The sequence below is a fragment of the Guptibacillus algicola genome (assembly GCF_020171805.1).
In the GTDB taxonomy this organism is placed as follows: domain Bacteria; phylum Bacillota; class Bacilli; order Bacillales; family Guptibacillaceae; genus Guptibacillus; species Guptibacillus algicola.
The window spans coordinates 1,123,629-1,147,151 of the sequence record NZ_JAIVAF010000003.1 but is presented as its reverse complement, the minus strand read 5'-3'; the positions used below and the strand labels follow the sequence as shown (position 1 = coordinate 1,147,151).

At 40.4% G+C, this 23,523-nt stretch carries 22 protein-coding genes; 4 read left to right on the top strand and 18 right to left on the bottom strand.

Features of this window, described 5'->3' with window-relative positions; all coding sequences use genetic code 11:
• Nucleotides 1-30: 30 nt before the first annotated feature.
• From LCM09_RS13500 to LCM09_RS13450, 11 genes are all read right to left on the bottom strand, one after another.
• Nucleotides 31-1,368: an aspartate aminotransferase family protein gene (locus tag LCM09_RS13500; RefSeq protein WP_224882637.1), complete on the bottom strand. Its 1,338-nt coding sequence runs from the start codon at nt 1,366-1,368 to the stop codon at nt 31-33.
• A gap of 16 nt (nt 1,369-1,384) precedes the next feature.
• Nucleotides 1,385-2,851, bottom strand: a complete 1,467-nt coding sequence (locus LCM09_RS13495; protein ID WP_224882635.1) for a CoA-acylating methylmalonate-semialdehyde dehydrogenase — start codon at nt 2,849-2,851, stop codon at nt 1,385-1,387.
• A 123-nt stretch (nt 2,852-2,974) separates the two neighbouring features.
• Nucleotides 2,975-4,567, bottom strand: a complete 1,593-nt coding sequence (locus LCM09_RS13490) for a PucR family transcriptional regulator (RefSeq protein ID WP_224882633.1) — start codon at nt 4,565-4,567, stop codon at nt 2,975-2,977.
• Nucleotides 4,568-4,735: 168 nt separating this feature from the next.
• Nucleotides 4,736-4,978, bottom strand: a complete 243-nt coding sequence (locus LCM09_RS13485) for a hypothetical protein (RefSeq protein ID WP_224882631.1) — start codon at nt 4,976-4,978, stop codon at nt 4,736-4,738.
• Nucleotides 4,979-4,990: 12 nt separating this feature from the next.
• Complete coding sequence (locus tag LCM09_RS13480) at nt 4,991-5,221, bottom strand: hypothetical protein (protein WP_224882630.1); 231 nt, start codon at nt 5,219-5,221, stop codon at nt 4,991-4,993.
• 4 nt (nt 5,222-5,225) lie between these two features.
• On the bottom strand, nt 5,226-6,707 hold the full coding sequence (locus LCM09_RS13475) for an NCS1 family transporter (protein ID WP_224882629.1): 1,482 nt from the start codon (nt 6,705-6,707) through the stop codon (nt 5,226-5,228).
• Between the two features lie 24 nt (nt 6,708-6,731).
• A complete protein-coding gene (hydA, locus tag LCM09_RS13470; RefSeq protein WP_224882627.1) occupies nt 6,732-8,150 on the bottom strand; it encodes a dihydropyrimidinase in 1,419 nt (472 codons plus the stop codon).
• A gap of 16 nt (nt 8,151-8,166) precedes the next feature.
• Nucleotides 8,167-9,447: an NAD-dependent dihydropyrimidine dehydrogenase subunit PreA gene (preA, locus tag LCM09_RS13465; protein WP_224882625.1), complete on the bottom strand. Its 1,281-nt coding sequence runs from the start codon at nt 9,445-9,447 to the stop codon at nt 8,167-8,169.
• A 15-nt stretch (nt 9,448-9,462) separates the two neighbouring features.
• Nucleotides 9,463-10,827 carry an NAD(P)-dependent oxidoreductase gene (locus tag LCM09_RS13460; RefSeq protein WP_224882623.1) on the bottom strand — a complete coding sequence of 455 codons (1,365 nt, stop codon included), beginning with the start codon at nt 10,825-10,827 and terminating at the stop codon, nt 9,463-9,465.
• A 66-nt stretch (nt 10,828-10,893) separates the two neighbouring features.
• Nucleotides 10,894-11,784: a nitrilase-related carbon-nitrogen hydrolase gene (locus LCM09_RS13455; protein ID WP_224882621.1), complete on the bottom strand. Its 891-nt coding sequence runs from the start codon at nt 11,782-11,784 to the stop codon at nt 10,894-10,896.
• Between the two features lie 632 nt (nt 11,785-12,416).
• Nucleotides 12,417-12,818, bottom strand: coding sequence for a thiol-disulfide oxidoreductase DCC family protein (locus LCM09_RS13450; RefSeq protein ID WP_224882620.1), 402 nt, complete (start codon nt 12,816-12,818; stop codon nt 12,417-12,419).
• 123 nt (nt 12,819-12,941) lie between these two features.
• Here LCM09_RS13450 and LCM09_RS13445 point away from each other — a divergent pair, with 123 nt between their 5' ends.
• Nucleotides 12,942-14,309: an MATE family efflux transporter gene (locus LCM09_RS13445; protein ID WP_224882612.1), complete on the top strand. Its 1,368-nt coding sequence runs from the start codon at nt 12,942-12,944 to the stop codon at nt 14,307-14,309.
• 18 nt (nt 14,310-14,327) lie between these two features.
• Here the strand turns inward: LCM09_RS13445 and LCM09_RS13440 are convergent, their stop codons facing one another.
• From LCM09_RS13440 to LCM09_RS13430, 3 genes are all read right to left on the bottom strand, one after another.
• Nucleotides 14,328-15,947 (bottom strand): ABC-F family ATP-binding cassette domain-containing protein, encoded by a 1,620-nt coding sequence (locus LCM09_RS13440; protein ID WP_224882610.1) that lies wholly within the window; start codon nt 15,945-15,947, stop codon nt 14,328-14,330.
• An 83-nt stretch (nt 15,948-16,030) separates the two neighbouring features.
• Complete coding sequence (gene bshB2 / locus LCM09_RS13435) at nt 16,031-16,696, bottom strand: bacillithiol biosynthesis deacetylase BshB2 (RefSeq protein ID WP_224882603.1); 666 nt, start codon at nt 16,694-16,696, stop codon at nt 16,031-16,033.
• A 13-nt stretch (nt 16,697-16,709) separates the two neighbouring features.
• Complete coding sequence (locus LCM09_RS13430) at nt 16,710-17,054, bottom strand: YojF family protein (protein WP_224882602.1); 345 nt, start codon at nt 17,052-17,054, stop codon at nt 16,710-16,712.
• Between the two features lie 178 nt (nt 17,055-17,232).
• Between LCM09_RS13430 and LCM09_RS13425 the strand changes: the two genes are divergently transcribed.
• Nucleotides 17,233-18,138: an ATP-binding protein gene (locus LCM09_RS13425; protein ID WP_224882600.1), complete on the top strand. Its 906-nt coding sequence runs from the start codon at nt 17,233-17,235 to the stop codon at nt 18,136-18,138.
• Nucleotides 18,139-20,022 carry a nitric oxide reductase activation protein NorD gene (locus LCM09_RS13420; RefSeq protein ID WP_224882599.1) on the top strand — a complete coding sequence of 628 codons (1,884 nt, stop codon included), beginning with the start codon at nt 18,139-18,141 and terminating at the stop codon, nt 20,020-20,022.
• Between the two features lie 32 nt (nt 20,023-20,054).
• Here LCM09_RS13420 and mug read toward each other — a convergent pair whose 3' ends face one another.
• The 4 genes from mug to LCM09_RS13400 all read right to left on the bottom strand — a co-directional run bounded on the left by mug (nt 20,055) and on the right by LCM09_RS13400 (nt 23,217).
• A complete protein-coding gene (mug, locus tag LCM09_RS13415; RefSeq protein ID WP_224882598.1) occupies nt 20,055-20,546 on the bottom strand; it encodes a G/U mismatch-specific DNA glycosylase in 492 nt (163 codons plus the stop codon).
• An 11-nt stretch (nt 20,547-20,557) separates the two neighbouring features.
• Entirely contained in the window at nt 20,558-21,328 is a 771-nt protein-coding gene (locus LCM09_RS13410; RefSeq protein ID WP_224882597.1) for a class I SAM-dependent methyltransferase, read from the bottom strand.
• 342 nt (nt 21,329-21,670) lie between these two features.
• Nucleotides 21,671-22,273, bottom strand: coding sequence for an alpha/beta hydrolase (locus tag LCM09_RS13405; protein WP_224882595.1), 603 nt, complete (start codon nt 22,271-22,273; stop codon nt 21,671-21,673).
• Nucleotides 22,273-23,217 carry a ring-cleaving dioxygenase gene (locus LCM09_RS13400; RefSeq protein ID WP_224882594.1) on the bottom strand — a complete coding sequence of 315 codons (945 nt, stop codon included), beginning with the start codon at nt 23,215-23,217 and terminating at the stop codon, nt 22,273-22,275. Before LCM09_RS13400 ends, LCM09_RS13405 begins: the two co-directional genes overlap by 1 nt.
• 198 nt (nt 23,218-23,415) lie before the next feature.
• Between LCM09_RS13400 and LCM09_RS20990 the strand changes: the two genes are divergently transcribed.
• Complete coding sequence (locus tag LCM09_RS20990) at nt 23,416-23,505, top strand: putative holin-like toxin (RefSeq protein WP_224882593.1); 90 nt, start codon at nt 23,416-23,418, stop codon at nt 23,503-23,505.
• Nucleotides 23,506-23,523 lie beyond the last annotated feature (18 nt).

Genomic DNA, 23,523 nt, shown 5'->3' with positions numbered 1-23,523 from the left:
AAAAGGAAAAGTGCGCCATGTTGGCGCACTTTAAAGTTGATTTATCCCTTCTACAATCGTTTCGATTAACAAGGTAAGGTCCTCTTCCTCAATCGATAATGGCGGGGACATGGTAAGGACATTATTGAAGCCTGCTACAGTATCTCCGTTTTTACCAATCAACACGTGTCGAGATTTACAGTATCCAATTACTTTATTCAATGAAGCTACATCAAGTGGTTTTTTGGTGTGGCGATCTTCAACGAGCTCAATTCCTACGAGTAACCCTTTTCCTCTTACATCACCAACATAGGGATGAGTCGATAAGCGGTTTTGTAACTCGTTCTTTAGCTGATCTCCAAGTTCTCTCGAGCGATCGAACAGCTTTTCTTTCTCCATTATCTCGAGATTCTTTAAGGCGACTGCACAAGAAGCGGGATTGCCTCCAAAGGTATTGATATGCCGGAAGTGATCGTATTGGTTATTTGTCTTAAACGCATCATAAATCTCTTCTTTCACCGCTGTTGCAGATAATGGGAGATAGCCGCTAGTTAAGCCTTTCGCCATGGTAACGATGTCAGGCTTTACTCCGTAATTCATGAATCCAAACGGTGTTCCTGTTCTACCAAATCCACAAATAACTTCGTCACATATAAGAAGTGCGCCATGCTTATCACATACATCTTTCACTTCTTTCATGTATTGATCTTGTGGCATCAAAATGCCGCCACCCGTAATTATAGGTTCCATAATCATCCCAGCAACCGTTTCACTTAACTCCCAGGTCATGATGTCGTCAACTGCTTTAACTGAAGGAAGCGTTTGCCCATCAGATAATACGTCTCTATACGAATCAGGAGGTTGGACATGGATAAAGCCTTGGCCTAAAGGTTCATACTTATATTTTCTCTGAGCCTGGCCAGTAGCTGCTAACGCCCCCATCGTATTGCCGTGATACGCTCTGTATCTTGAAACAAACTTATGACGGTGAACATCACCTTTTTGCTCATGATATTGTCTAGCTATCTTAAATGCGGTCTCATTCGCTTCTGATCCACTGTTAGAGAAGAAGATGACATAACCGCCACCTAACATGTTATTTAACTTTTCAGCGAGTTGTATTGCTGGTGAATGTGTATGTGTTAGAGGATAGTATGAAAGGTCCTTAAGCTGGCTATATGCAGCTTCCGCAAGTTCAGTTCTCCCATAACCAACGTTCACACACCACAAACCAGCCATTCCATCTAGAAACCTATTTCCATCATAATCAGTTACCCAGGCACCACTTGCCTTCTCGATTACCATGGTCGACTTTGGATCATACGGTCTCATCGCATGCCAAACGTACTTCTCGTCTTTCCCTGCAAGATTTTCATGTGCTGTATGCATGTACTACACTCCCTCACTAATAGTCAAAGCGGGTTGTGATCATCTTACGTCGTGTATAAAAGTTTACGCCATCTTTACCATTTGCATGTAAGTCCCCATAGAAAGAGTCCTTCCAACCGGAAAACGGAAAGAATGCCATCGGAGCTGGTACTCCAACATTTACACCGAGCATTCCTGCATCAGCTTCTTCACGGAATTGGCGCACAGCAGCTGCGTCTTTCGTATAGATCGTAGCGCCATTACCATATCTAGACTTTTCGATGATTTCGAGAGCATCTGTTAACGTTTCAGCATGTAATAGGCTTAGTACTGGAGCGAAAATTTCTTCTTTTGCAATCGTCATCTCAGGTGTTACTTCATCGAAAATGGTTGGTCCTAGAAAGTTTCCGTTTTGGTGTTCATCCATTTCTTTTCTACCGTCGCGAATTAAGTTTGCACCTTCTTGCAATCCTTTATCGATGTATTCTAATACTTTTTCTCGATGAGATTTACGGATAACAGGAGTTAGCAAGACCTCTTCATCTAACCCATTTCCTAATTTTAATTCATCTGCTTTTTGCTTTAATGAAGCGATGAACCTCTCACCATTACCAACAATTACAACTGCACTACAAGCCATACATCTCTGTCCTGCACTTCCGAATGTAGAACTAATGACTTGCTGAACAGCTTTTTCAATATCCGCGTCAGGCATAACGATATGATGATTTTTAGCGCCAGACAAAGCTTGGACTCGCTTTCCATTCGATGCTGATTGCTCATAAACATACTTTGCAACTGGCTGAGAACCAACAAAAGAAATCGCTTTCACACCTCTGTTTTCGATTAAACCGTTCACAACATCGTGAGCACCGTGGACGATATTAAAAACACCTTTTGGAAGTCCAGCTTCAGCTAGTAGTTCAGCAATCCGATTAGCAAGGATCGGTGTCCGTTCAGAGGGCTTCAGCACGAAAGTATTTCCACATGCGATCGCAAGTGGGAACATCCATAGAGGAACCATCATAGGGAAATTAAACGGCGTTATGCCTCCAACAACTCCGATAGGGTATCGGTACATTTCAGAGTCGATGTTCTCTGCGATCGTTGAGAGGTTATCTCCCATCATAAGAGTAGGAGCTCCTGCTGCGAATTCAACGCATTCGATTCCTCGCTGAACTTCTCCATATGCTTCTTTAAAACTCTTGCCGTTTTCTTTAACCACAAGTTCTGCTAACTCTTCATGGTTTTGAACGAGCAGAGAATGAAATGTGAAGAGAACTCTAGCTCGTTTAGGAACAGGTACATTTCTCCAAGTTTTAAAAGCGTCTTTCGCAGCATTTACAGCAAGTCTGACATCTTCTTTCGAAGATAAAGGTACATAAGCTAAATTATCATCGGTTGCAGGATTCGGTACATCTAGTGTTTCGTTGCTTTTAGCGCTAATCCACTCACCACCAACAAAATTCTTTAAAACGACTGTATCGTTTTTTACAACTGCCATAAAATGCCCTCCTTTTAGTTAACTCCTACAATCATTGTAGGTGATGAGGAAACCAAGGGTCATTAGACAAAACGTAACATAGTTACAGCCGTGGTTTTACATGGTGGTGAATCAGCAATTCGCTTAATTCTGTAGATATTCATAAGCGTAAAGCGAGAACTCGATCGCCTGGCGCTTAGGGGAGCTCATAAAATCCTTTCCGAGTAATTCTTCAAGCTTTTCAAGCCGATGGTATAATGTTTGTCTTACTACAAAAAGTTGTTCGGCTGTTTCCTTTTTTGAACCATTACAGCACATATAAACTTTGAGTGTTTGTAAAAGACTACTATTGTTTGTCTCATCATATTCAATAACTGGTGATAAATAATCGAACATAAACTCAGGTAATTCTTTGCTTTTTGTTAATTGAAAGATCATGCGGTAAATATGAAAGTCGTGGTGATAGACAACTTTTGAATGTTGGTTACAAAGTTTATCATTGATCGTGAGAGCTTCTAATGAAGATTCGTAACTTTTATGCATTTCTTTAAGCAATCGAACATGTTTACCGATACTGATTCGATCTATTTCGGGTACTGTTCCATTCTTTAATATATCACTCGCCATCAATCGATCGAACGCCTCTCTTAGCCTAGCTAGTACATCGGACTCATCACGTCGGTTTAATAAGATGATCACAAGTTTATTCCTAGTGGTCAGCGATAATACAAAAAAACCTTCTTGCTCAAAAAGAGACCTGACGAGCAACATAAAGTAAGTGATTTGAGAAGACGAATAGTTTTCCTGGTGTTTGACGAAACGACAAGTACACACTTGTAAACCTTTCGGGATTAAAGAAGCATCGAGGTCGACTAAGTACGATAAGATTCTTTCTTCAGAATGTTTCCCATCTAGCCAGTCATAGAGCCACTCTGTTTCTTGTACTCGTTTCTTTTCTTCTATATATAACTCTCGTAGTAAAAACTGAGCGATGGCTGTTGCGCTTCGATCTAATAGAAGCATGTCATAATCTGAAACGGATGTATGAGGTGTCGGAACGAGAATTAACTTCGCAAATAAATAATCCATAGCCTGCACATTCTGTAATACAAGTCCTTTTCCGGCTGGCTGTAGCGTTAAGAAATGTAGGAAGGTTTTTTTCTTTTCATTTGATACTTCGGGTACAAACTGTGCAGCAGATTCTTTTGGTTGGTAGATTACTTGCATGCCCGTCTTTTTAGAGAGATGCGTTAGGATGTTTTGAAGGCAATCAGGCTTTAGCAATAGGTTGTTTAATTCCTGTGAAAATTGTTCTAAGTCAGAAATCAACTGATAATGATGGGCGATTAGAAGGGAATGTAAATCCTGGGTGATATTAACAAACCGGACCTCCTTTTTGAAAATGATGATTGGGAATTGGTGCTCATTTGCAAGTTGGATGATTTCTTCAGGTATTGTATCCATATATGTACCGATTTCAATACATAGCCCAGCAGCGTTACTCTGAATGAATTGCTTAACGATCGACATGAAGACATCAAGATTATCTTTCCATACAAACCCTGTTGATAAAATAAGTTCATCTCCGTTTAATAATTGCTTTACGGTCGTTACTTCCATAACATGAACCCATTTGATCCTTCGGTTTAATCCTTTATGGCCTGCAACAACAGTCGCGTTTCGAAATTGTTCTCTCTCCAATACTTCTTGTACAGTCAAGCTCGTCATTCGAAGCATCTTTTCTCCCCCTATCACTCAGTCATCTGCTCTATTTGAAAGGTTACTTTTAGGAGATACATTTTTTGTTCTATGTGTTATAGTTACACTTACTTGTTCATAAATCCTTCAAAATATTCAAAATAGTACGGTAATTGAAATTAATTATAGTCAAAAAAAAATACCGGGCTACTGCCCAGTATCTTCTCTACCTTCCATTTCCTCTAGAATTTCTAATAAGTAATTGTATTGCTTTCTACTTCTGAAGTCATCCTCTTTCCAGTTCGCTCTGATCCAAACTGTCAAGTCTTCGACTGAATTAAATACTTCTCCACTCGTATCAGCTTTGCGAATCATATATCGACCGTTTTCATCGTCAATCGTCACTTCACAAGGATAAGCGCTGTCCTTAGAATACAAGTTGTATTCCATACACATCCTCCTCTAGGATACAGATTGAATCTGCTTTAAAAGAAGTGCAGAAAAGTATTTCCTTCCATTAGCTGTCTTAATGTGGAGGGTTTCTATTGACTCTTCCTCCTTCTCATCAGTGTTCATTTTAAATTCGATAAATGCACCTTCTAAATTTTCTAGAACACCATTAATTTTATATCCTCTATCAATAAAATAGTCTATTTTCTCTCGTTCTATAACATATTGTTCGTGCTCACCCATCCCATTACCTCCCTTTCTCGATTGCGCTTCCTACTTCTTTCACTGAAACCTTTTCTGTGTCTGTCTCAATCACCCAATCTCTTCCTACAGTAAGACCTAAATATTTCTCGTCACTTGGATCGATTATTTCTGCTTGTGTGTATTTTTTAAACCACCAGAACTTCGCTAAAAAGTAGTAAGCAATAGCACCGACAACGAAACCTACTAAGAAAGAATAAGTAGAAAGATAATAAGCAGCTACACCTCCTATTACCCAGGCGATTAATCCTGCAAGGTTTACACCGCTAGCGTAACGGAACTGTCCGTTAGCTTCATATAAATCTGGTACATTCACTCTTCGTTTTCGTAGGACATAATAATCACAGTACAATATACCGATGATTGACGATAAGATGCCACCGACAACGAGTAAAATTGGTATGAGTATATTGAATAAGCTCCATGGTTGAACAACAGAACCTACAATTCCTGCAATAAATACGCCAGCCCAAAAAGGAACTTTTGGTCCTCCCACGTTTGAAAAGATTGTAGCCGCAGGAACGAGGTTAGCAGATACGTTCGTAGACCACTGTGCTAAGACGATCATCAGTAGTAAAATTCCAAGTACTAAACCTGTCGCAGCTTCTTGCAACGCAACAACGGGATCATAATTCGATACTGCAATATAAGATACTCCTCCAATGATGACCATGAACGTTTGTGTAAGTGGCAAGGCAATTACACTTCCGATCAACGTTCCTTTGTTTCGCTTAAGCCAGCTTCTTTCAAACTGCGGAGCTTTAATAAAACGTGAAATAGAAGGGATATCTGCTGAAATCGTTGCCCAGAAACCCATGTTACTAAAGATAACTACCAGAAAGGCTGATAGTGCCACTCCTCCCGTTACGGGGTTTTCAATCCAGCTCCATACTTCTCTACCTTGTGCAAGAGCTTGATCGGAAAGAGAGATATACATCCATACCGAAATTAGAATAATAACGGGTGCTGCTAGATCAGCAAACCTTTCGACAGCTTTGATCCCGAGCGACGTATTGACTAATTGAACCGTTGCGAAAATCAAGAAACAAACAAACCAGTTATCAAATCCAAACAATACATTTAAAATCGCATTCATAGCCGTGGAACCAAAATATGTATTGATTCCAAACCAGAACGATGCAGCTAACCCCCTCACAATGGAAGGAATATGCGTACCTAGAGTTCCAAAGGGAGCTCTCATATACACGGGAAATGATAGACCATGCTCAATCCCTATATCACCAATGATGGTGATAAAGAGACCGATTGCAATTGTGCCGATCAACGTTGCGAGAACTACCCATGTTAGTGAGAGTGATTGTACACCTGCTCCCCCGATAGCAAACGCTGCAAGCACAACAGCCATGCCGACCCACATCATCGCAAAACCAGTCGTGCCAATTTTCTTGTCTTTATGAGCAATTGGCAATAAGTCAGGTGATTTTAAATAGCTTTCCTCTTTTTTCATTCAGCTATCTCCTTTATACACTGCTTATTGTATGGTTATGGTGTTGTCTGCCGCTTTACTGAGCTGTCCGTACTTAGCCCTCTTCATATACTGGCCAGACCCTGGGGTTCCAACGAACTGCTTGTTGCGAATGATATATTCTCCTCTTACGAGCACTGACACTGGTTCTCCTGTGACTTCCATCCCTTCAAACGCGTTATAATCGACAGCCATATGGTGCGTTGCTGCTGATATCTTTCTCTTAACTTCTGGATTGAAAATGACAACGTCGGCGTCAGCGCCAACCGCAATCGTACCCTTCTTTGGGAAAATACCAAAAAGCTTAGCTGATCGAGTTGATGTAATATCAACAAACTGATTTAAAGAAATTCTTCCTTTTAAAACACCTTCCGAAAATAAGATACTAAAGCGATCTTCAATCATCGGTCCACCATTCGGTATTTTAGTGAAATCATCTCGTCCTAAATCTTTTTGTCCTCTAAAGTCGAAAGAGCATTGATCAGAGCCGATGGTTTGAAGTTCACCAGTCCTAAGTGCATTCCATAATGCATCTTGATTCCACTTTTCTCTAAGTGGTGGACTCCAAACATACTTTGCACCTTCAAAATCCGGCTTTTCTAAATACGTTTGGTCGAGAACTAAGTATTGCGGACACGTTTCTCCGTGAACATCGTATCCTTTCTTCCTTGCTTCAGCGATTTTGTCTGCTGCTTCTTTACAGCTTACATGAACGACATAAAGCTGTGAGTTTGCTAGTCCTGTTAGTTGAGCAGCACGTCCAGTCGCTTCTCCTTCAACCTCTGGTGGCCTTGTTAGTGCGTGATAAATTGGTTCTGTTTGTCCTTTCGATAGTGCTTCTTTTGTTAAATATTCAATGACGTCGCCATTCTCAGCATGTACCATCACGAGTGCCCCGAGATCTTTAGCAGCAAGAAGCGTTCGATAAAGCGTCTCATCATCTGATTGAAAAACATTTTTATATGCCATAAATACTTTGAATGACGTAATTCCTTCATTCTTTATGATTTCTGGTAATTCATTCAATACTTTATCGTTCATTTCACTGATCATTAAGTGGAAGCTATAGTCGATGACTGATTTATCTTTTGATTTCGCATGCCAAGTTTTTACTGCATCAGATAATGGTTTCCCTTTTTCTGTTAAGCAGAAATCGATAACAGAAGTTGTTCCACCAAAGGCCGCTGCAATCGTGCCTGTTTCAAAATCATCCTTTGATACGGTCCCACCGAATGGCATTTCAAGATGTGTGTGTGGATCAACACCACCTGGAAATACGTAGCACCCTTTCGCATCGATTTCCTCTGCACCTTCATCTTTCAATGCCGTTCCAATCGTATCGATCTTGCCCTTCTTAATAAGGATGTCTGCCTGATAGGTCTCGCTTGCAGTAACAATCGTACCATTACGGATAATCTTGTTCATGATACTCCCCCTCTAATTACTTTGTGATTTTACAGTCTTTTAGTGAACCTAATAGTGACTGACGTTCATTCCAAGTCATTGAAGGCAGTTCTTGAGGAACTTCGATCATATCGATTGCTCCATCCACTGGACAAACGATTGAACATAAGTTACAACCTACGCAATCTTCTTCTCTTACACGTAGAATAGGATTGCCATTCCCATCATTCAACATATCGATACATTGATGAGAGGTATCTTCACATGCAATATGACACTTATTACAATTGATACAAACGTCATTGTTAATTCTCGCGACAACATTATAGTTTAAATCGAGGTTTCCCCAATCGGAATATGTTGGGACCGATTTCCCTATGATGTCTTGTATAGATAGGATACCTCTTTCATCAAGGTAGTTTGATAGGCCTTCGATTAGATCGTCCACAATTCGAAAGCCATGGTGCATCGCAGCTGTACATATTTGAACGTTACTAGCGCCCATCAGCATGAATTCAACTGCATTCTGCCAGTTAGAAACCCCGCCCATCCCAGATATCGGAACGTTTATGCGACTGTTTCTCGCACATTCACTTACCATGTTTAATGCGATTGGCTTTACTGCTGGACCACAGTATCCACCGTGAGCTCCTTTTCCGCTTACATTTGGAATGGGTAACCACGAGTCGATGTCAACACCAGCAAGGCTATTGATCGTGTTGATCATGCTTACAGCATCAGCGCCACCCCTAACAGCTGCTTCAGCTGTAGCCGTAATATCAGTTATGTTCGGTGTTAATTTCACGATTACTGGCGTTTCTGCAGCTTCTTTTGCCCAAGTGGTCTGTTTTTCTACTAATTCAGGAACTTGACCAGATGCAGAGCCCATCCCTCTTTCTGCCATTCCATGGGGACAGCCGAAGTTTAATTCCAGTCCGTCTACACCTGCAGCTTCAGCTTTCTTAACGATTTCGTGCCACGCTTCCTGCTTTGGTTCTACCATGAGAGATGCAATGACAGCGTGTCCTGGGAAACGTTTCTTTGTTTCATAGATTTCTTTTAGATTTACTTCTAATGGTCGATCTGTAATCAATTCGATATTGTTAAAACCAGCTACTCTTTGACCATTAAAATTAACGGCTGCGTACCGTGAAGACACATTTAAAATAGGATCTCCGAGAGTCTTCCAAACCGCGCCTCCCCAACCTGCTTCAAATGCGCGCTGCACTTGGTAGCCAGAATTTGTTGGTGGAGCTGAAGCCAGCCAAAATGGATTTGGTGACGTTATTCCTGCAAGGTTAGTCCTTAAATCTGCCATTGTCATTCCCCTTTCTTATTGAGCTGAATACATTTCCTTCAAGCTTTCATGTACATGGTAAGCGGCTGTTTTCCCCTGTTGTGCTGCCGAAACGACCATCGCTTCACCTTGTCCCTTGCCAAAAATAACATCTCCACATGCATAGACCCTTGAGTTTGATGTTTGCATCGAATCCTTGTTGATCATTACGACACCATCATTATGAGCTAACCCAAGTTTCTCAATCAGTTCTAGGTGACGTTTTTGACCAATTGCTTTTACAACAGCATCACATTCGATGATGAAATCGGAGTCTGGTACAGGTTCTGGTTTTCTTCTTCCGTCACTCGACGGCCCACCGAGCTGCATTTTTACACACTTTAAACCAGTAACGTTACCTTCTGTATCACCCATTATTTCGATGGGTTGCGTTAACCAGCGAAATTCAACGCCATCTTGTTTTGCAAATTCGTATTCGAAATCATACGCTGTCATTTCTTTCTCGGTGCGTCGGTAAACAATCTTCACATTTTCAGCACCGAGTCTGACTGAGCATGTTGCACCGTCGATCGCGGTGTTACCTGCTCCGATTACAATGACTCTTTTTCCTTCCATATGTGTAGGCATCGGAGGTGATTTTGTACTTCTTACAAGATCGATCGCATCGTGAACACCTTTAAGATTTTCCCCAGCTATGTTTAAATTGGGGACGTTTGCCATTCCGATCGCTAGGATGACTCTTTCGTTTGTTTCAAGCAGTTCATCAAAACCAATGTCCTTACCTACTTTCACACTCGTCTTTATCGTCACACCAAGTTTTTTAACCTGATCTACTTCCCAAAGAGAGATTTTCTTAGGGAGTCTGAATGAAACAATACCAAACGTATCCAATCCGCCTGCTTCTTTCTCAGCTTCATAAATCGTCACTTCATAACCGAGTAATGCAAGCTCTCTAGCAGCAGAAAGCCCACCTGGTCCTCCACCAACGATTGCGATCTTTTTACCGTTTGGCTCTCCCTTTTTAAATAAAACCTGATCGTTCCTCATAGCCCAATCCGTCGCGTACCGTTGTAAGTTACCGATTAAAATAGGCTTTGTGGAATGGTTTAATACACATGCTCCTTCACATAGTTCTTCAGTGGGGCAAACTCTAGCACAACTTGCTCCTACCGGATTTGCGGACATAATCGTAGTGGCTGAACCTTTCATATTTCCTGAAGCAATCTTCTTTATAAATGACGGTATATCGATTCCAGTTGGACAAGCTGTAATACACGGAGCATCGTAACAATATAAACATCGATTAGCTTCTTGTGAGGCTTCCTGGTCAGAAAGTGGCAGTTCGACTTCTTTGAAGTTGGCTTTGAACTTGTCAGGTAATGATGATTCAAGAGTACTCATGAACGTGTCCCCCTTAGTTAAAATAAAAAGCAGGTGTATTTTCATGCCTACACCTGCTGCCTTTTATTACGGTAACAACGACGTCATTTCATCATACGTTTCCGGGCGTCGATCTCTATAAAATTGCCATAAGTCTCGAACTTCACGGATTAGCTTCTTATCTACTACTCCGATAATAACCTCGTCCTGATCCCTTGAACCTGTCGCAACAAAATTTCCTCGTGGATCAACAAGATAGGATTGACCATAAAATTCCCCCATGTTCCATGGCCCTTCCATTCCTACCCGATTGATAGCCCCAAGATAATAGCCATTTGCAACAGCATGTGCTGGCTGCTCAAGCTTCCATAAATATTCAGAAAGTCCTGCAACAGTAGCGGATGGATTGAACACAATCTCAGCACCGTTCAATCCTAATAAACGAGCTCCCTCAGGAAAATGTCTGTCATAACAAATATAGACGCCTACTTTACCGAATGCGGTATCGAACACTGGGTATCCTAGATTACCAGGTTTGAAATAGTATTTCTCCCAGAAACCATGGCCATTATCCCCAACAGCCACTTGAGGTATGTGTTGCTTACGATATTTTCCTAGGTATGAACCATCTGCATCGATCACTGCAGCTGTGTTGTAATAAGTGGAGATTCCCTCACGCTCATAAATTGGAAGGACGATAACGATTCCTAGTTCTCTCGCGAGAGCTTGAAATCTTTTGGTAGTTGGTCCGTCCGGAATTTCTTCTGCTGCATCGTACCACTTTTTATTTTGTTCAGCACAGAAATAAGGACCATAAAAGATTTCTTGCAAACATACGATTTGTGCTCCACGATCGCTTGCTTCCTTAACGAGACGTATGTGTTTTTCAATAGCTACCTCTTTATGTTTTTCAACCGCTTCACTACCGTCTACATCGTTCTTAGCTTGAATGAGCCCAATCTTTACTTGATCCGCCATATGTAGAGACCTCCTAATCTGGATAATTGACTGAATTTTCTTTCTATAAAAAGTGTAGAAGATTGCGAGACGCTTAGCACTATACATAATGTCAAATTATTTTGGCTAAAAACATTCAAAGTGTCATGAAATAAAAAAAGACTAACACAATGTTAGTCCCAGATTGTTGAGAAAGTCTTAAAGACAGGATAGTGAGGTGATTTCCGCTTCAGGATGCTCGCTTTCCGCGGGGCGGGCGGTGAGTCTCCTCGTCGCTTTCAAAACGCTCCTGTGGGGTCTCACCTGTCCCGCACGTCCCGCAGGAGTCAAGCTTCCTTCCGCTCCAATCAGCATTAATATTTAGTTTTGAAAACAAGAAAAGCCATTAAATTACTTTTAGGGATATAAAACAGAGGACTACTTAATCATAATCAGTCGGAAAGTTTGTTTTGATTGATTGCTACCTAGTAGGAGTGAATACCACTTGACTCCCGTGAAAAACGGGCGTTCGAGACTCGGAGTGGACGCTTTTTGTCCACGATGAGGCTCGGGCGTTCGTCCACAGGAGTCTTGTGGTATTCAAACTCCTACGGCATAGGGAACATATTAATCAAGTTTCTCTACAAACTGAGACTAACACAATGTTAGTCCTCTCACTCTAAAAATCTTTTCTTGTACTTAGGATTTGGCAGCATACAAGATTCCTTCTTTCCGAACAGTAAATACCTTCTCTTCGCAATAAGATCATATATGAAATCTCGAATGAAATGAGGCAAGATCAAGCCTATCCTTAGTAAATTAAATCTACCACCAAGCTTTTTACATATGTATAGTACAGCTTGTGATTTCACCAATACTTGGCCATCCTCGATTACGACGATACTGTCTGAAAGGTCGTGTACTTGTAACTCATTTAACAGCTTGTTGGCTGCATTGGACTGAAGTGATGCGAAATGAAAAACATGATTTTTATCGTGTTTTAACATGAACTGAACGAACCCGTTGCAAAGGTTGCATACGCCATCAAATAATATGATATTAGATCTACGCTCCATTTTACTCCCACCCATCATGTTCACTATTTCACATTTATATTATACCATTTCTACACTGATTCTTTCTATGGATATGCTATAATTTTTTCTGTTAACTAATACAGACAGTTAGGATGTTTTCACATGTACCCTACACAAACACTCAGTGAGAAATTAAAACTATTGATCACTGTTTTGTATCCTATCTTAATTACACAACTTGGCTTATATTCTATGAATTTCTTCGACACGATAATGAGTGGTAGAGCAGGAGCGGGCGATCTTGCTGGTGTAGCGATCGGCTCGAGTCTGTGGGTACCTGTTTTTACAGGGTTAAGTGGAATACTTCTTGCAATCACACCTATCGTCTCGCAATATATTGGAGCAAAACAAGAAGAACGTGTCTCCTTTTCAGTATTACAAGGGATATATTTATCTGTTGCACTTTCCGTCCTTATTCTAATAGGTGGAAGTCTTCTACTAAATCCGATCCTTTCGATGATGGAACTAAATGATCATGTTCGTGAGGTTGCGAAAGGTTACTTAATCGGACTATCATTTGGTATTCTCCCTCTTTTTATTTATTCAGTATTTCGAAGCTTTATCGATGCACTCGGGCAGACACGCACGACCATGTTTATTACCCTTATGTCACTTCCCATCAATATCTTTTTCAACTACGTACTTATCTTTGGTAAGTTCGGTTTTCCGGAACTCGGGGGAATTGGAGCCGGTTACGCCTCTGCGATCACCTACTGGTTTATTCTGGTGATTACGTTATTTTTCATCCTAAAAGTGAGGCCATTTCGTACATTTGCATTATTCAAGCATTGGTATGGCATTTCGATCAAAACATGGGTTGAGCAATTACACATCGGTGTTCCAATCGGGTTTTCTATCTTTTTTGAAGTTAGTATCTTTGCAGCTGTCACTCTTTTGATGAGTGCTTTTTCGACTGAAACGATTGCAGCACACCAGGCTGCTATTAACTTTGCATCACTGCTTTACATGATTCCTTTAAGTATTTCGATGGCATTAACGATTGCGGTTGGCTTCGAAGTAGGAGGAAAAAGGTACCTTGATGCAAAGCAATATAGTTATATCGGTATTGGCTTTGCAGTAGGAATGGCATTACTTTCAGCATTCATATTATTCTTCTTTAACGATGATATCGCAGGCTGGTATACCAGCGACGAAACAGTTTTCGATCTAATTAAAATCTTCCTGATCTACGCTGTTTTCTTCCAACTATCTGATGCGATTGCAGCACCAATTCAAGGAGCTTTAAGAGGATACAAAGATGTGAATATAACCCTTTTAATGAGCCTCATCTCCTATTGGATTATTGGACTTCCTTCTGGTTATTTACTTGCTCAATACACTTCCTTTGGTCCTTATGGGTATTGGATCGGATTGAGTACTGGACTTCTAGTTGCTGCCATCACCCTGTTCTTACGATTACGTCATTTACAAAATAAAAAAGCTTTTACAAAGAAAATGGGCCCCGTATGATACGGGACCCATTGTTGTTTAGTTATACATTTCTTGTGCTTTTGCTTGTAGAGCTTCATCTTCAAGGTATTCATCGTAAGTTGATTCTTTGTCGATAACACCATTTGGAGTAATTTCGATCACTCTATTCGCAATCGTTTGAACAAACTGATGGTCATGACTTGTAAAGAGTATAGATCCTTTAAAGTTGATAAGACCGTTGTTCAGTGCCGTGATCGATTCAAGATCAAGGTGGTTTGTTGGATCGTCAAGTAGAAGAACGTTAGATCCGCTCAGCATCATTTTTGAAAGCATACAACGAACTTTTTCTCCCCCTGAAAGGACGCTAGCTTTCTTATGCACTTCTTCACCAGAGAATAGCATTCTACCAAGGAATCCACGTAGGAAGCTTTCGGTCTGATCTTCAGGAGAATATTGTCTGAGCCATTCAACTAGATTCAAGTCCTGTCCTTCAAAGTAGTCAGAGTTATCTTTCGGGAAGTATGCTTGAGATGTTGTAATACCCCATTTGTACGTTCCGCTATCTGCTTCCATCTCACCCATCAAAATTTTCATCAAGACGGTATTCGCAATTTCATCTCTACCGACTAATGCAACTTTGTCGTCTTTGTTAAGTCTGAAACTTACGTTGTTTAGTACTTTTACACCATCGATCGTTTTTGTTAGTCCATCGACAACAAGAAGGTCGTTTCCGATTTCACGGTTAGGAGTAAAGGATACGTAAGGATATTTACGAGAAGATGGTCTAATATCATCTAATGTGATTTTTTCCAAAGACTTTTTACGTGATGTCGCCTGTTTCGATTTAGATGCGTTCGCACTAAATCTGGCTACGAAGGCTTGAAGTTCTTTAATCTTCTCTTCTTTCTTCTTGTTCTGATCTTCTTTCATCTTACGAGCAAGCTGACTTGATTCATACCAGAAATCATAGTTACCTACGTAGATTTGGATCTTACCAAAGTCAAGATCTGCCATGTGCGTACAAACTTTGTTTAGGAAGTGACGGTCATGGGATACTACGATTACTGTATTTTCGAAATTGATCAAGAATTCTTCTAGCCATTGAATTGCTTTAAGATCAAGGTTGTTTGTAGGCTCATCTAGTAAAAGTATGTCAGGTGAACCAAACAATGCTTGTGCAAGCAAGACTTTTACCTTTTCAGAACCAGGCAGGTCAGCTAGTTTCTTTTGGTGAAGCTCTTCTGTGATTCCAAGTCCTGTAAGCAATACTGCTGCATCAGATTCCGCTTCCCAACCGTTAAGGTCAGCAAATTCACCTTCAAGCTCTGCAGCTTTCATGCCGTCTTCATCAGAAAAGTCTTCTTTCATATAAATTTCGTTCTTTTCTTTCATTACTTCATACAAACGAGCATGTCCCATAATAACCGCATCAAGTACTTCATACTCTTCATACTCAAAGTGGTTCTGCTTTAAGACAGCAAGACGCTCGTCTTTCCCCATACTTACGTCACCAGTCTGAGGTTCTACTTCACCAGATAGGATTTTAAGGAAAGTTGATTTACCAGCACCATTTGCTCCGATCAATCCGTAGCAGTTGCCCGGAGTGAATTTAATATTTACATCTTCAAAAAGCTTACGATCACCATACCGTAAGCTAACATCAGTAACGTTAATCATTTAGGTCGTATTCCTCCATCTATAATTAATATACAGCGTATTATAACATGTTCAGTCATGAATAGATATGAACGCTGTTGAACTTATTGTGTGAAAGGATAAATCCAGAAAGATTCTTGCTTAATAAACTTTAACATATCTGAATTTAAATCGAGGGTTCCATCCTTTAACCTTGGTACCATCGCCTCTGTTTGAGAACGGTGTGCCTCGATGGTTTTAATTTTCGTTTCCATTACATCCGTAACGTCATAGACGCGATCCGGCTTACCCAATACTTCCTCTCTGTCAGGAGTAATTGGTAAACCGTATACAGTTGGACGATTATTAGAAGGGATACGCTTCACAGCTTCTACAACCGCATGAGCACATGCATCATGATCAGGGTGGATACCATGCCCTGGATAAAACGTGATGATCAATGAAGGCTTGAGTTCATCAATCAATCCTCCTATCGTAGACACGAGCAGCTCAGAATCTTCGAACTCGAGCGTCTTGTCGCGGAAGCCAAGCATGCGAAGATCTTCTACACCCATTGCTTTACAGGCATTTAGAAGCTCCTCTTTTCTTACTTCTGGAAGCGTTTCTCTTGTTGCGAAAAATGGATTTCCCATGTTTCTTCCCATTTCACCGAGGGTCGCACATGCATAGGTCACAGGCACCCCATCTTTAATAAACTTCGTCATGACTCCCGCTGTCCCAAATGCTTCATCATCAGGGTGAGGGAATATGACTAACACATGTTTTTCCATATACTCTTCCCCCTTATTCAAATGGTGTATGACTTAATTGTACAGCGATGGCTAAGCGTCCGCTATCATCATGACCAGCCATCAGTAATCTTCTCTTATCATCGAGCACATAGTCTGTAAGCCCCTCGGCATACATCCAACCTTCCTCTAATTTAAACCCGATTCGAAACGGGCCTGCGCCTGCTATTTTTACATTAGTAAAGCGCACTGAACCATTTCGTATATAAGCTCCAACAGAAAGCTTTTCCTTATTTTGTGCTGCATAAGCTCCACTTGTCGTTTCAAGATGGAGATACACTTTTTGATTCTCGAAACTTTCTAGTAATTCTTGAACGTTTTCTTTTTGGATTGCCTTCATGATATTTACTCCTTTTTTAAGGCAGATTAACTAAAACTAGTATAGCTTATCTCCCCTGTACGGTAAAACAATACAAACCTCGTCACTTTGAGAAGTTGTGATTAGACAAGAAAGGTTTTGTTCCGTTATAGTTAACTGTTGAATGTAAGAGATTATGAGTAACCTGGAGGTAACAAATATGAAAGTAAGCGATCATTATAATATCCCAATAGAAATTAAAGAACGTATTGAAAAAAGACAAAATGAGCTAAATGATGCAGATCAGTATTTAATAGGATCAAAAGGATATACTGCGCCAGACTCCTCCATTATAAAAGATGCAGTGACTGCCTTAATCTTAGGTAAAAATGTACTGTTGAAAGGACCTACTGGCGCTGGTAAAACAAAACTTGCTGAGCTTATCAGCTACATGTTTAACCAACCAATGTACTCGATCAACTGTTCAGTTGATCTTGATGCAGAAGCTCTTCTTGGTTATAAAACGTTGTCTTACGATGATAACAACAATGCTCACATTACGTTTGTACCTGGTCCAGTTGAGAATGCTATGAAGAAAGGCCAGCTTCTCTATATCGATGAAATCAATACTGCAAAAGCAGAAACTCTTCCTATTTTGAATGGAGTGCTTGATTATAGACGAATGGTGTTAAATCCATTTACTGGTGAGACGGTTCGAGCAAAAGAAAATTTTGGTGTTATCGCTGCCATCAATGAAGGTTACATCGGTACTGCTCCACTTAATGAGGCGCTAAAAAATCGATTCATCGTTATCGAGGTTCCTTATTTAGAGGGTAATGCTCTAAAAGAAATGTTACATGACCAGTCTTTACTTTCTGATTCAAACCTACTGGATCAATTTGTAACATTATCAACTGATTTACAATCTAAAGTAAAAGATGGGCAAGTATCAGAAGAAGCGGCCTCAACTCGTTCTCTTCTCGATGCGTGTGACCTTACGACCTATATGGAGCCGAGACGTGCCATCAAACGAGCAATTACAGATAAACTTGAAGATGAGCGTGAAAAAGCAGCAGTTGAAAATATTGCGGAAACCATTTTTGGCCGATATCAGGAGACAGCATAAATGAAGTTTCTAAATTTTGCTGAGAATCAGACGGATCCCTTCTTACACCTTTCTCTGTCTGACCTTGCTGAAACCTTAAGTAACAGCGAAATTGAAGTGCAGTTCGCTTTTCATTCCTATTATAGACCCGAAGAAAGCTTAGTGACTGTGAGCCATTATTGGAACGATATTTTTGACGGTTCACAATTTGATGGTATGAAAAGTGATGTGTATTTACGCTCTCTCGGGAATGTCCATCATACAAATTATGATGAAGTTGACCGCTATCTTTCGAAACTTACAAATGCGACGAATGCATTATTTCGAAAACAGCTGTTTTCACTTCTAGAAGATATCCGTCTAGAATCGATTTGTATTCAAAAAAGACCTGGAACTGCTTATGCGTTTGAAACGAGAAAGCGTCTGTTCCAGAAACGCTTCAGAGCTAGAATGGAAGTTCACGTCCGTCAGCAACAAGATCTCGATGCTCTCTTTTGTGCGATTTACCTTCAAGCAATCGGAAAACCAGTAGCGTTGATTGAGCGCTTATCGCCCTATAAGCCGAACATAAGGCATATGATTTCTGAAGTGAAGAAAGCAAACAGCACAGTTGATATTGCAACGATTGCGACACTGTTTTCGAATGAGCTAGATGAGAACTTAAACGATATGACCACTGAGTATGTGACGATGTATGGAACATCTTCTAAAGCTCAACTTGTAAGTGAAGACGAGGAAGTGCCAGAGCTTAAAAGTGAAGATACATTAGAAACTAGCGATAATGAAGAAAAAGAAACATATGATGAAGAAATGAATACATGGCATGAAGAGCAAGAGCAAGAAGGTTCTAACTTCCTTCAGTTTGATTTAGAAGAAGGTGCGAAATCAGACTTAATCGGTGAAGGTGAGCGAAAAGAAGAATCGGGTGACCAAGCCTTCGTAAGTGTGCAAGGAGCTTCAAAGCAATCTGAAGGAAGTCAGTTCGATGAGGAAGAAATCCTAAAAAACAAAGATACTGCTTCATCTTCTTCAAAAGATGCGCCGCTCGGAGAAGCAAACAGGTTTGTTAAAGAACTACAAAAATCTGCTGAGAAACCTACTGAAACAGAAAAAAGTGAATATCGAACTGCAAAAGGGGAGATTCAATATGCAGAAAAGTCTTTACGGAGCGCTATTCAAAAAACAATCGAGCAGAAACAAATCGCGCCTAGAAGCGATCTGCATTTCGGGCGCTTGAACCGAAAACTTCTTAGGCTAATAACAGATGAAAATCCTAGGTTATTCTATAAGAAAAATGCACCTAGTACAAAACTTGACGTAACATTTTCGCTATTAGTCGATTGTTCGGCATCGATGTATGACAAAATGGAAGAAACGCGACTTGGCATTACATTATTCCATGAAACGTTAAAGGGTCTTGATATTAAGCATTCTATTACTGGTTTTTATGAAGATGCTTTTGAAGCAGATGCCGATGAACAGCCGAACACCCTTTTCAATGTGATCGATTACAACCGTTCTACCCTTCCAAACGAGGGTCCTAGAATCATGCAGCTTGAACCTGAAGAAGATAATCGCGATGGATATGCTATTCGTAAAGTTGCACAAGAACTGCAAAATCGTAATGAAAAGAATAAGATCCTCATCGTTTTCACAGACGGAGAACCGTCAGCTTACGATTATAGTGAGAATGGAATCATCGATACTCATGAAGCAGTTAACAACACGAGGAAGCAAGGAATAGAAGTAATCGGGGTGTTTCTCTCGAACGGTGAACCACAAGATAAAGAAATCAGCACGATGAAAAACATCTACGGTACACAAAGCCTAGTTATTCCATCAGCACAGGAAATCCCTGCATACCTCACTCCGCTCTTGAAGAGGTTGTTAATCCGATTTGCCTAACGAAAAAACGCGCCCTTAATGGACGCGTTTTTTTATGATCTCTTCAACTCTTTATAGATGTCGACAAGCTCTTCTATGTTCATTCTTACAAGTCCACTTGTAGAAGGAGCGACGAAATCCCTCACCCCTTCTACTTGATTTTCTTTTTGAAAGCCCCAGTCAACCCTGGTGATACCTGAAAACTTCTGATACACACCTTTTCCAACAAAGCAATTCACTTTTGGTCGATATGTCGTTATTTTATTGATAAGCCGCTGTCTACCTTTACGATAATCTTCTTTCGTTAATTCAGCTGCACCTCTCGTCGGTCTGTCAACGATATTGGTCAAACCATACCCATAGTGCAACAATTGAGCATCTTCACTAGGGTGTAACTGCCGATCAGTTAATCCTGATTTGTGTAAAACGGTATAGAACCTATTTGTAGGGTTGGCATAGTGGTGTCCGCTCTCATCGGATTGTAGGCCAGGATTAAATCCAATGAAGAGAATACTTAAATTTGTATCTAAATGGTCAGGAAGCATAAAATCCCCTCCTATAATTCGATAATACCGTAATGGAACTTTGATGTTTTGCGAACTAGTTGATGAAACTGTAATTGTTCAAACCGATTACTTTTCCAAAAGTCTTTAAGTACGACTCGTCTCTTTGCGATCCGTTTAGCCTCAGTTACCATTTCAGGTGATATACCATCATATAACGCAACTCTCCGAATTCCTTGCACTCCGTCAGATTCAAGAATAGTCTCCTCAAACATAGGATCGAAATATACGACGTCATATGCGTTATCTGGAATTGTTGGCAAGACCTCTTCGTACCTCTTCCACGTTATAGATAGTCTTCTTATCGCTTGATTTATCTCTTCATTCCCGCTATCCCATTTCGCTAATCCTTCTTGAAGTAAGAGAGCAAGTAAAGAACCTTCTAAGGCTTCAACTCTACCGTTAACACCGGTTACGAAGCTAGCTACAATACTATCTGAAGCAAGGCCAGCAGTACAATCTAACAGGCTCATCCCTTCTTCTAGACCACATGCTTCAATAAAAGGGTCAGCCATTCCTTTGGCAAGTGATTTGCAACGGAACATTGCAGAGTTAGGGTGAAAAAAGATAGGTTCAATACTATTATCAACGTATAAGTACAGTCGATTATTTCCGTAGACGATGACGGGTTCTTGTGAATCCTTCATGATATCTTTTACGGAGCGTTTGTTACGATCTATGTATGTTCCACTATAAAAATTTGAAAGGCGTTTTGCTTCATTTATAGAGGAGATAGTAGGTCTGCCAGCAGTTGTGAATATCATTCTCTTACCTCTTTTCTATCTTTCTATCATACAATAGTTTACCTATGTATAAGCGGTTTTCATAATTCTTTTTGCTATTGAATGTAGTTTTGGCTATTAGGTTCAGATTCTTACTTTTCCTATTAAAACGAGAATGTCTCTGTAAATTAAAAGAATTGTCATTTGACTGCTCTGCTCCTCGCGTCGTAGAAGTTTGAATACAGCTTGCTTTCCTGCGGACGAACGCCCGAGTCAGCTGTATTCACTCCTACTGGATTTGATGATAATGATTTTAAAGGAAAAAAAGAAAAGCTGCCGAGACTTTCTCGACAGCTTGAAAGCAGTCGTTTGACTGCTCCCCTCTTAGAATTTCTGATTATACCACTGTGCTGCAGCATCTACTTCAGGTTTTGTTAATTGATGTCCCATGCGTTCCCAATGAACCGTTACGGAAGCTCCTGCATCTGATAGGATTTTCTCCAATTCAATCGTTTCTTCTGAAGAACAGATTGGATCATTTTCTCCGGCACCGATAAAGATCGGCATGTTAGACAGATCAGGTGTTTTTAAACCACGTATAGGTACCATCGGGTGATGTAATATAGCCGCCTTAAGTGCATTTTCATCGTGAAGGAGTAAGCTTCCCGCAATATTTGCTCCGTTAGAATAACCAATTGCGATCACATTATCTCTATCAAAATCATATTTTTCTGATGCATCTGTAATGAACTGATTCAGTTCGTGTGTACGTGCAACCAAATCTTCTTCATCAAATACGCCTTCTGCATGTCTTTTGAAAAAGCGTGGCATGCCATTTTCAGATACGTTCCCTCTAACACTTAAAAAAGAGTTATCAGGTGCTATTAGATGTGCAAGTTGAACAAGGTCTTCTTCATTACCGCCTGTTCCGTGAAGTAGAAGTAATGTAGGCTTATCAGATGCTCCCTGCTTAAAGATATGCTTCATTATTTATCACCTTCCAAAACTCGTGCTTGTGCTGGTTCTAGTATATTTTCGATTTGAGTTCTCTTGTCCTCCAACCATGGTGGTAAAAGAAGGTTCATCCCCATCTCTTCTGAATCTTCATCTTTTGCGAATCCAGGAGGATCAGTAGCAATTTCGAACAATATGCCGCCTTCTTCTCTGAAATAAATCGCATTAAAATATTGTCGGTCGATTACAGGTGTCGGTTTGTACCCCTTCTCTTCGATCAGAGCCCTCCAAGATTCATGGTCTTCAAAGTCGTTTGCTCGCCATGCAATATGATGTACAGTTCCTGAACCAAGGGAACCTGATGGGAGAGATGTTTTCTTAACATCTACCGTGTTCCCTATAGGACCACTTGATTTAAACCTAATAAAGTCTCCTTCTTCTGATACACGCGTAAACCCTAGTACATCTTCCAATACTTTGATTGTAGCTTCAGGTTGACCAGATAATAGCGTCGCACCAGCAAATCCTTTGATAGCATTGGATGAATCGACACCCCCGAATTGCCACGTGTTTCTTTCACCTTCTTCTCGCTCAACTAGTTCTAAGTGCAATCCGTGAGGGTCGTCAAATTCCAAAACACCTTCACCGAATCGTGTACGCTCATTAACTGCAACGTCGAATTTCTCTAATCGTTCTCTCCAGAATCCTATGCTGCCTTCTGGAATAACGAAACTAGTTACTCCAACCTGTCCTGATCCGATTCTACCTTGATGTGCATTTGACCAAGGGAAAAATGTCATGATTGTGCCAGGTGCACCCTCTTCGTTACCAAAATAGAGGTGATACGTACCAGGATCGTCGAAATTAACGGTTTTCTTTACTAAACGTAATCCTAATACACCGCTATAAAAATCAACATTTTCTTGTGGGTTTCCAACTATTGCTGTTATATGATGAATTCCAGTTGTATGTTTCATGTAAGACATTCTCCTTTATTAATTTTCCGTAGTAAATCTGATTCCCTAAATACAAAAGTTTAATCTCCATCGCCATTATCTTTAATTCAAGATATTTGATTTAAGTGTATTAAAGAATGCATTTTCTGTCAAACCTTTAGATTTATGAGTATAGGACAACCCTCTTTTACGCCATCCTACTATTAAAGGAGTGATGTTATGCTTAGCGTATTTGAGGCTCTCACCATTATGATTAGTTTTTCAGGCCTGGTACTCGCCATTGTTCACTCTAAAGATCGTTCTTCATAAGCGAAAACCACTCCTCAA

What these genes read in the sequence shown, in the direction of transcription:
- LCM09_RS13460 (WP_224882623.1), bottom strand. Translation starts at nt 10,827, where the DNA reads ATGAGTACTCTTGAATCATCATTACCTGACAAGTTCAAAGCCAACTTC.
- LCM09_RS13480 (WP_224882630.1), bottom strand. Translation starts at nt 5,221, where the DNA reads ATGGGTGAGCACGAACAATATGTTATAGAACGAGAGAAAATAGACTAT.
- LCM09_RS13455 (WP_224882621.1), bottom strand. Translation starts at nt 11,784, where the DNA reads ATGGCGGATCAAGTAAAGATTGGGCTCATTCAAGCTAAGAACGATGTA.
- LCM09_RS13450 (WP_224882620.1), bottom strand. Translation starts at nt 12,818, where the DNA reads ATGGAGCGTAGATCTAATATCATATTATTTGATGGCGTATGCAACCTT.
- LCM09_RS13400 (WP_224882594.1), bottom strand. Translation starts at nt 23,217, where the DNA reads ATGAAACATACAACTGGAATTCATCATATAACAGCAATAGTTGGAAAC.
- LCM09_RS13405 (WP_224882595.1), bottom strand. Translation starts at nt 22,273, where the DNA reads ATGAAGCATATCTTTAAGCAGGGAGCATCTGATAAGCCTACATTACTT.
- LCM09_RS13430 (WP_224882602.1), bottom strand. Translation starts at nt 17,054, where the DNA reads ATGAAGGCAATCCAAAAAGAAAACGTTCAAGAATTACTAGAAAGTTTC.
- LCM09_RS13425 (WP_224882600.1), top strand. Translation starts at nt 17,233, where the DNA reads ATGAAAGTAAGCGATCATTATAATATCCCAATAGAAATTAAAGAACGT.
- bshB2 (WP_224882603.1), bottom strand. Translation starts at nt 16,696, where the DNA reads ATGGAAAAACATGTGTTAGTCATATTCCCTCACCCTGATGATGAAGCA.
- LCM09_RS13410 (WP_224882597.1), bottom strand. Translation starts at nt 21,328, where the DNA reads ATGATATTCACAACTGCTGGCAGACCTACTATCTCCTCTATAAATGAA.
- hydA (WP_224882627.1), bottom strand. Translation starts at nt 8,150, where the DNA reads ATGAACAAGATTATCCGTAATGGTACGATTGTTACTGCAAGCGAGACC.
- LCM09_RS13485 (WP_224882631.1), bottom strand. Translation starts at nt 4,978, where the DNA reads ATGGAATACAACTTGTATTCTAAGGACAGCGCTTATCCTTGTGAAGTG.
- LCM09_RS13495 (WP_224882635.1), bottom strand. Translation starts at nt 2,851, where the DNA reads ATGGCAGTTGTAAAAAACGATACAGTCGTTTTAAAGAATTTTGTTGGT.
- LCM09_RS13445 (WP_224882612.1), top strand. Translation starts at nt 12,942, where the DNA reads ATGTACCCTACACAAACACTCAGTGAGAAATTAAAACTATTGATCACT.
- preA (WP_224882625.1), bottom strand. Translation starts at nt 9,447, where the DNA reads ATGGCAGATTTAAGGACTAACCTTGCAGGAATAACGTCACCAAATCCA.
- LCM09_RS13475 (WP_224882629.1), bottom strand. Translation starts at nt 6,707, where the DNA reads ATGAAAAAAGAGGAAAGCTATTTAAAATCACCTGACTTATTGCCAATT.
- LCM09_RS13420 (WP_224882599.1), top strand. Translation starts at nt 18,139, where the DNA reads ATGAAGTTTCTAAATTTTGCTGAGAATCAGACGGATCCCTTCTTACAC.
- mug (WP_224882598.1), bottom strand. Translation starts at nt 20,546, where the DNA reads ATGCTTCCTGACCATTTAGATACAAATTTAAGTATTCTCTTCATTGGA.
- LCM09_RS20990 (WP_224882593.1), top strand. Translation starts at nt 23,416, where the DNA reads ATGCTTAGCGTATTTGAGGCTCTCACCATTATGATTAGTTTTTCAGGC.
- LCM09_RS13490 (WP_224882633.1), bottom strand. Translation starts at nt 4,567, where the DNA reads ATGCTTCGAATGACGAGCTTGACTGTACAAGAAGTATTGGAGAGAGAA.
- LCM09_RS13500 (WP_224882637.1), bottom strand. Translation starts at nt 1,368, where the DNA reads ATGCATACAGCACATGAAAATCTTGCAGGGAAAGACGAGAAGTACGTT.
- LCM09_RS13440 (WP_224882610.1), bottom strand. Translation starts at nt 15,947, where the DNA reads ATGATTAACGTTACTGATGTTAGCTTACGGTATGGTGATCGTAAGCTT.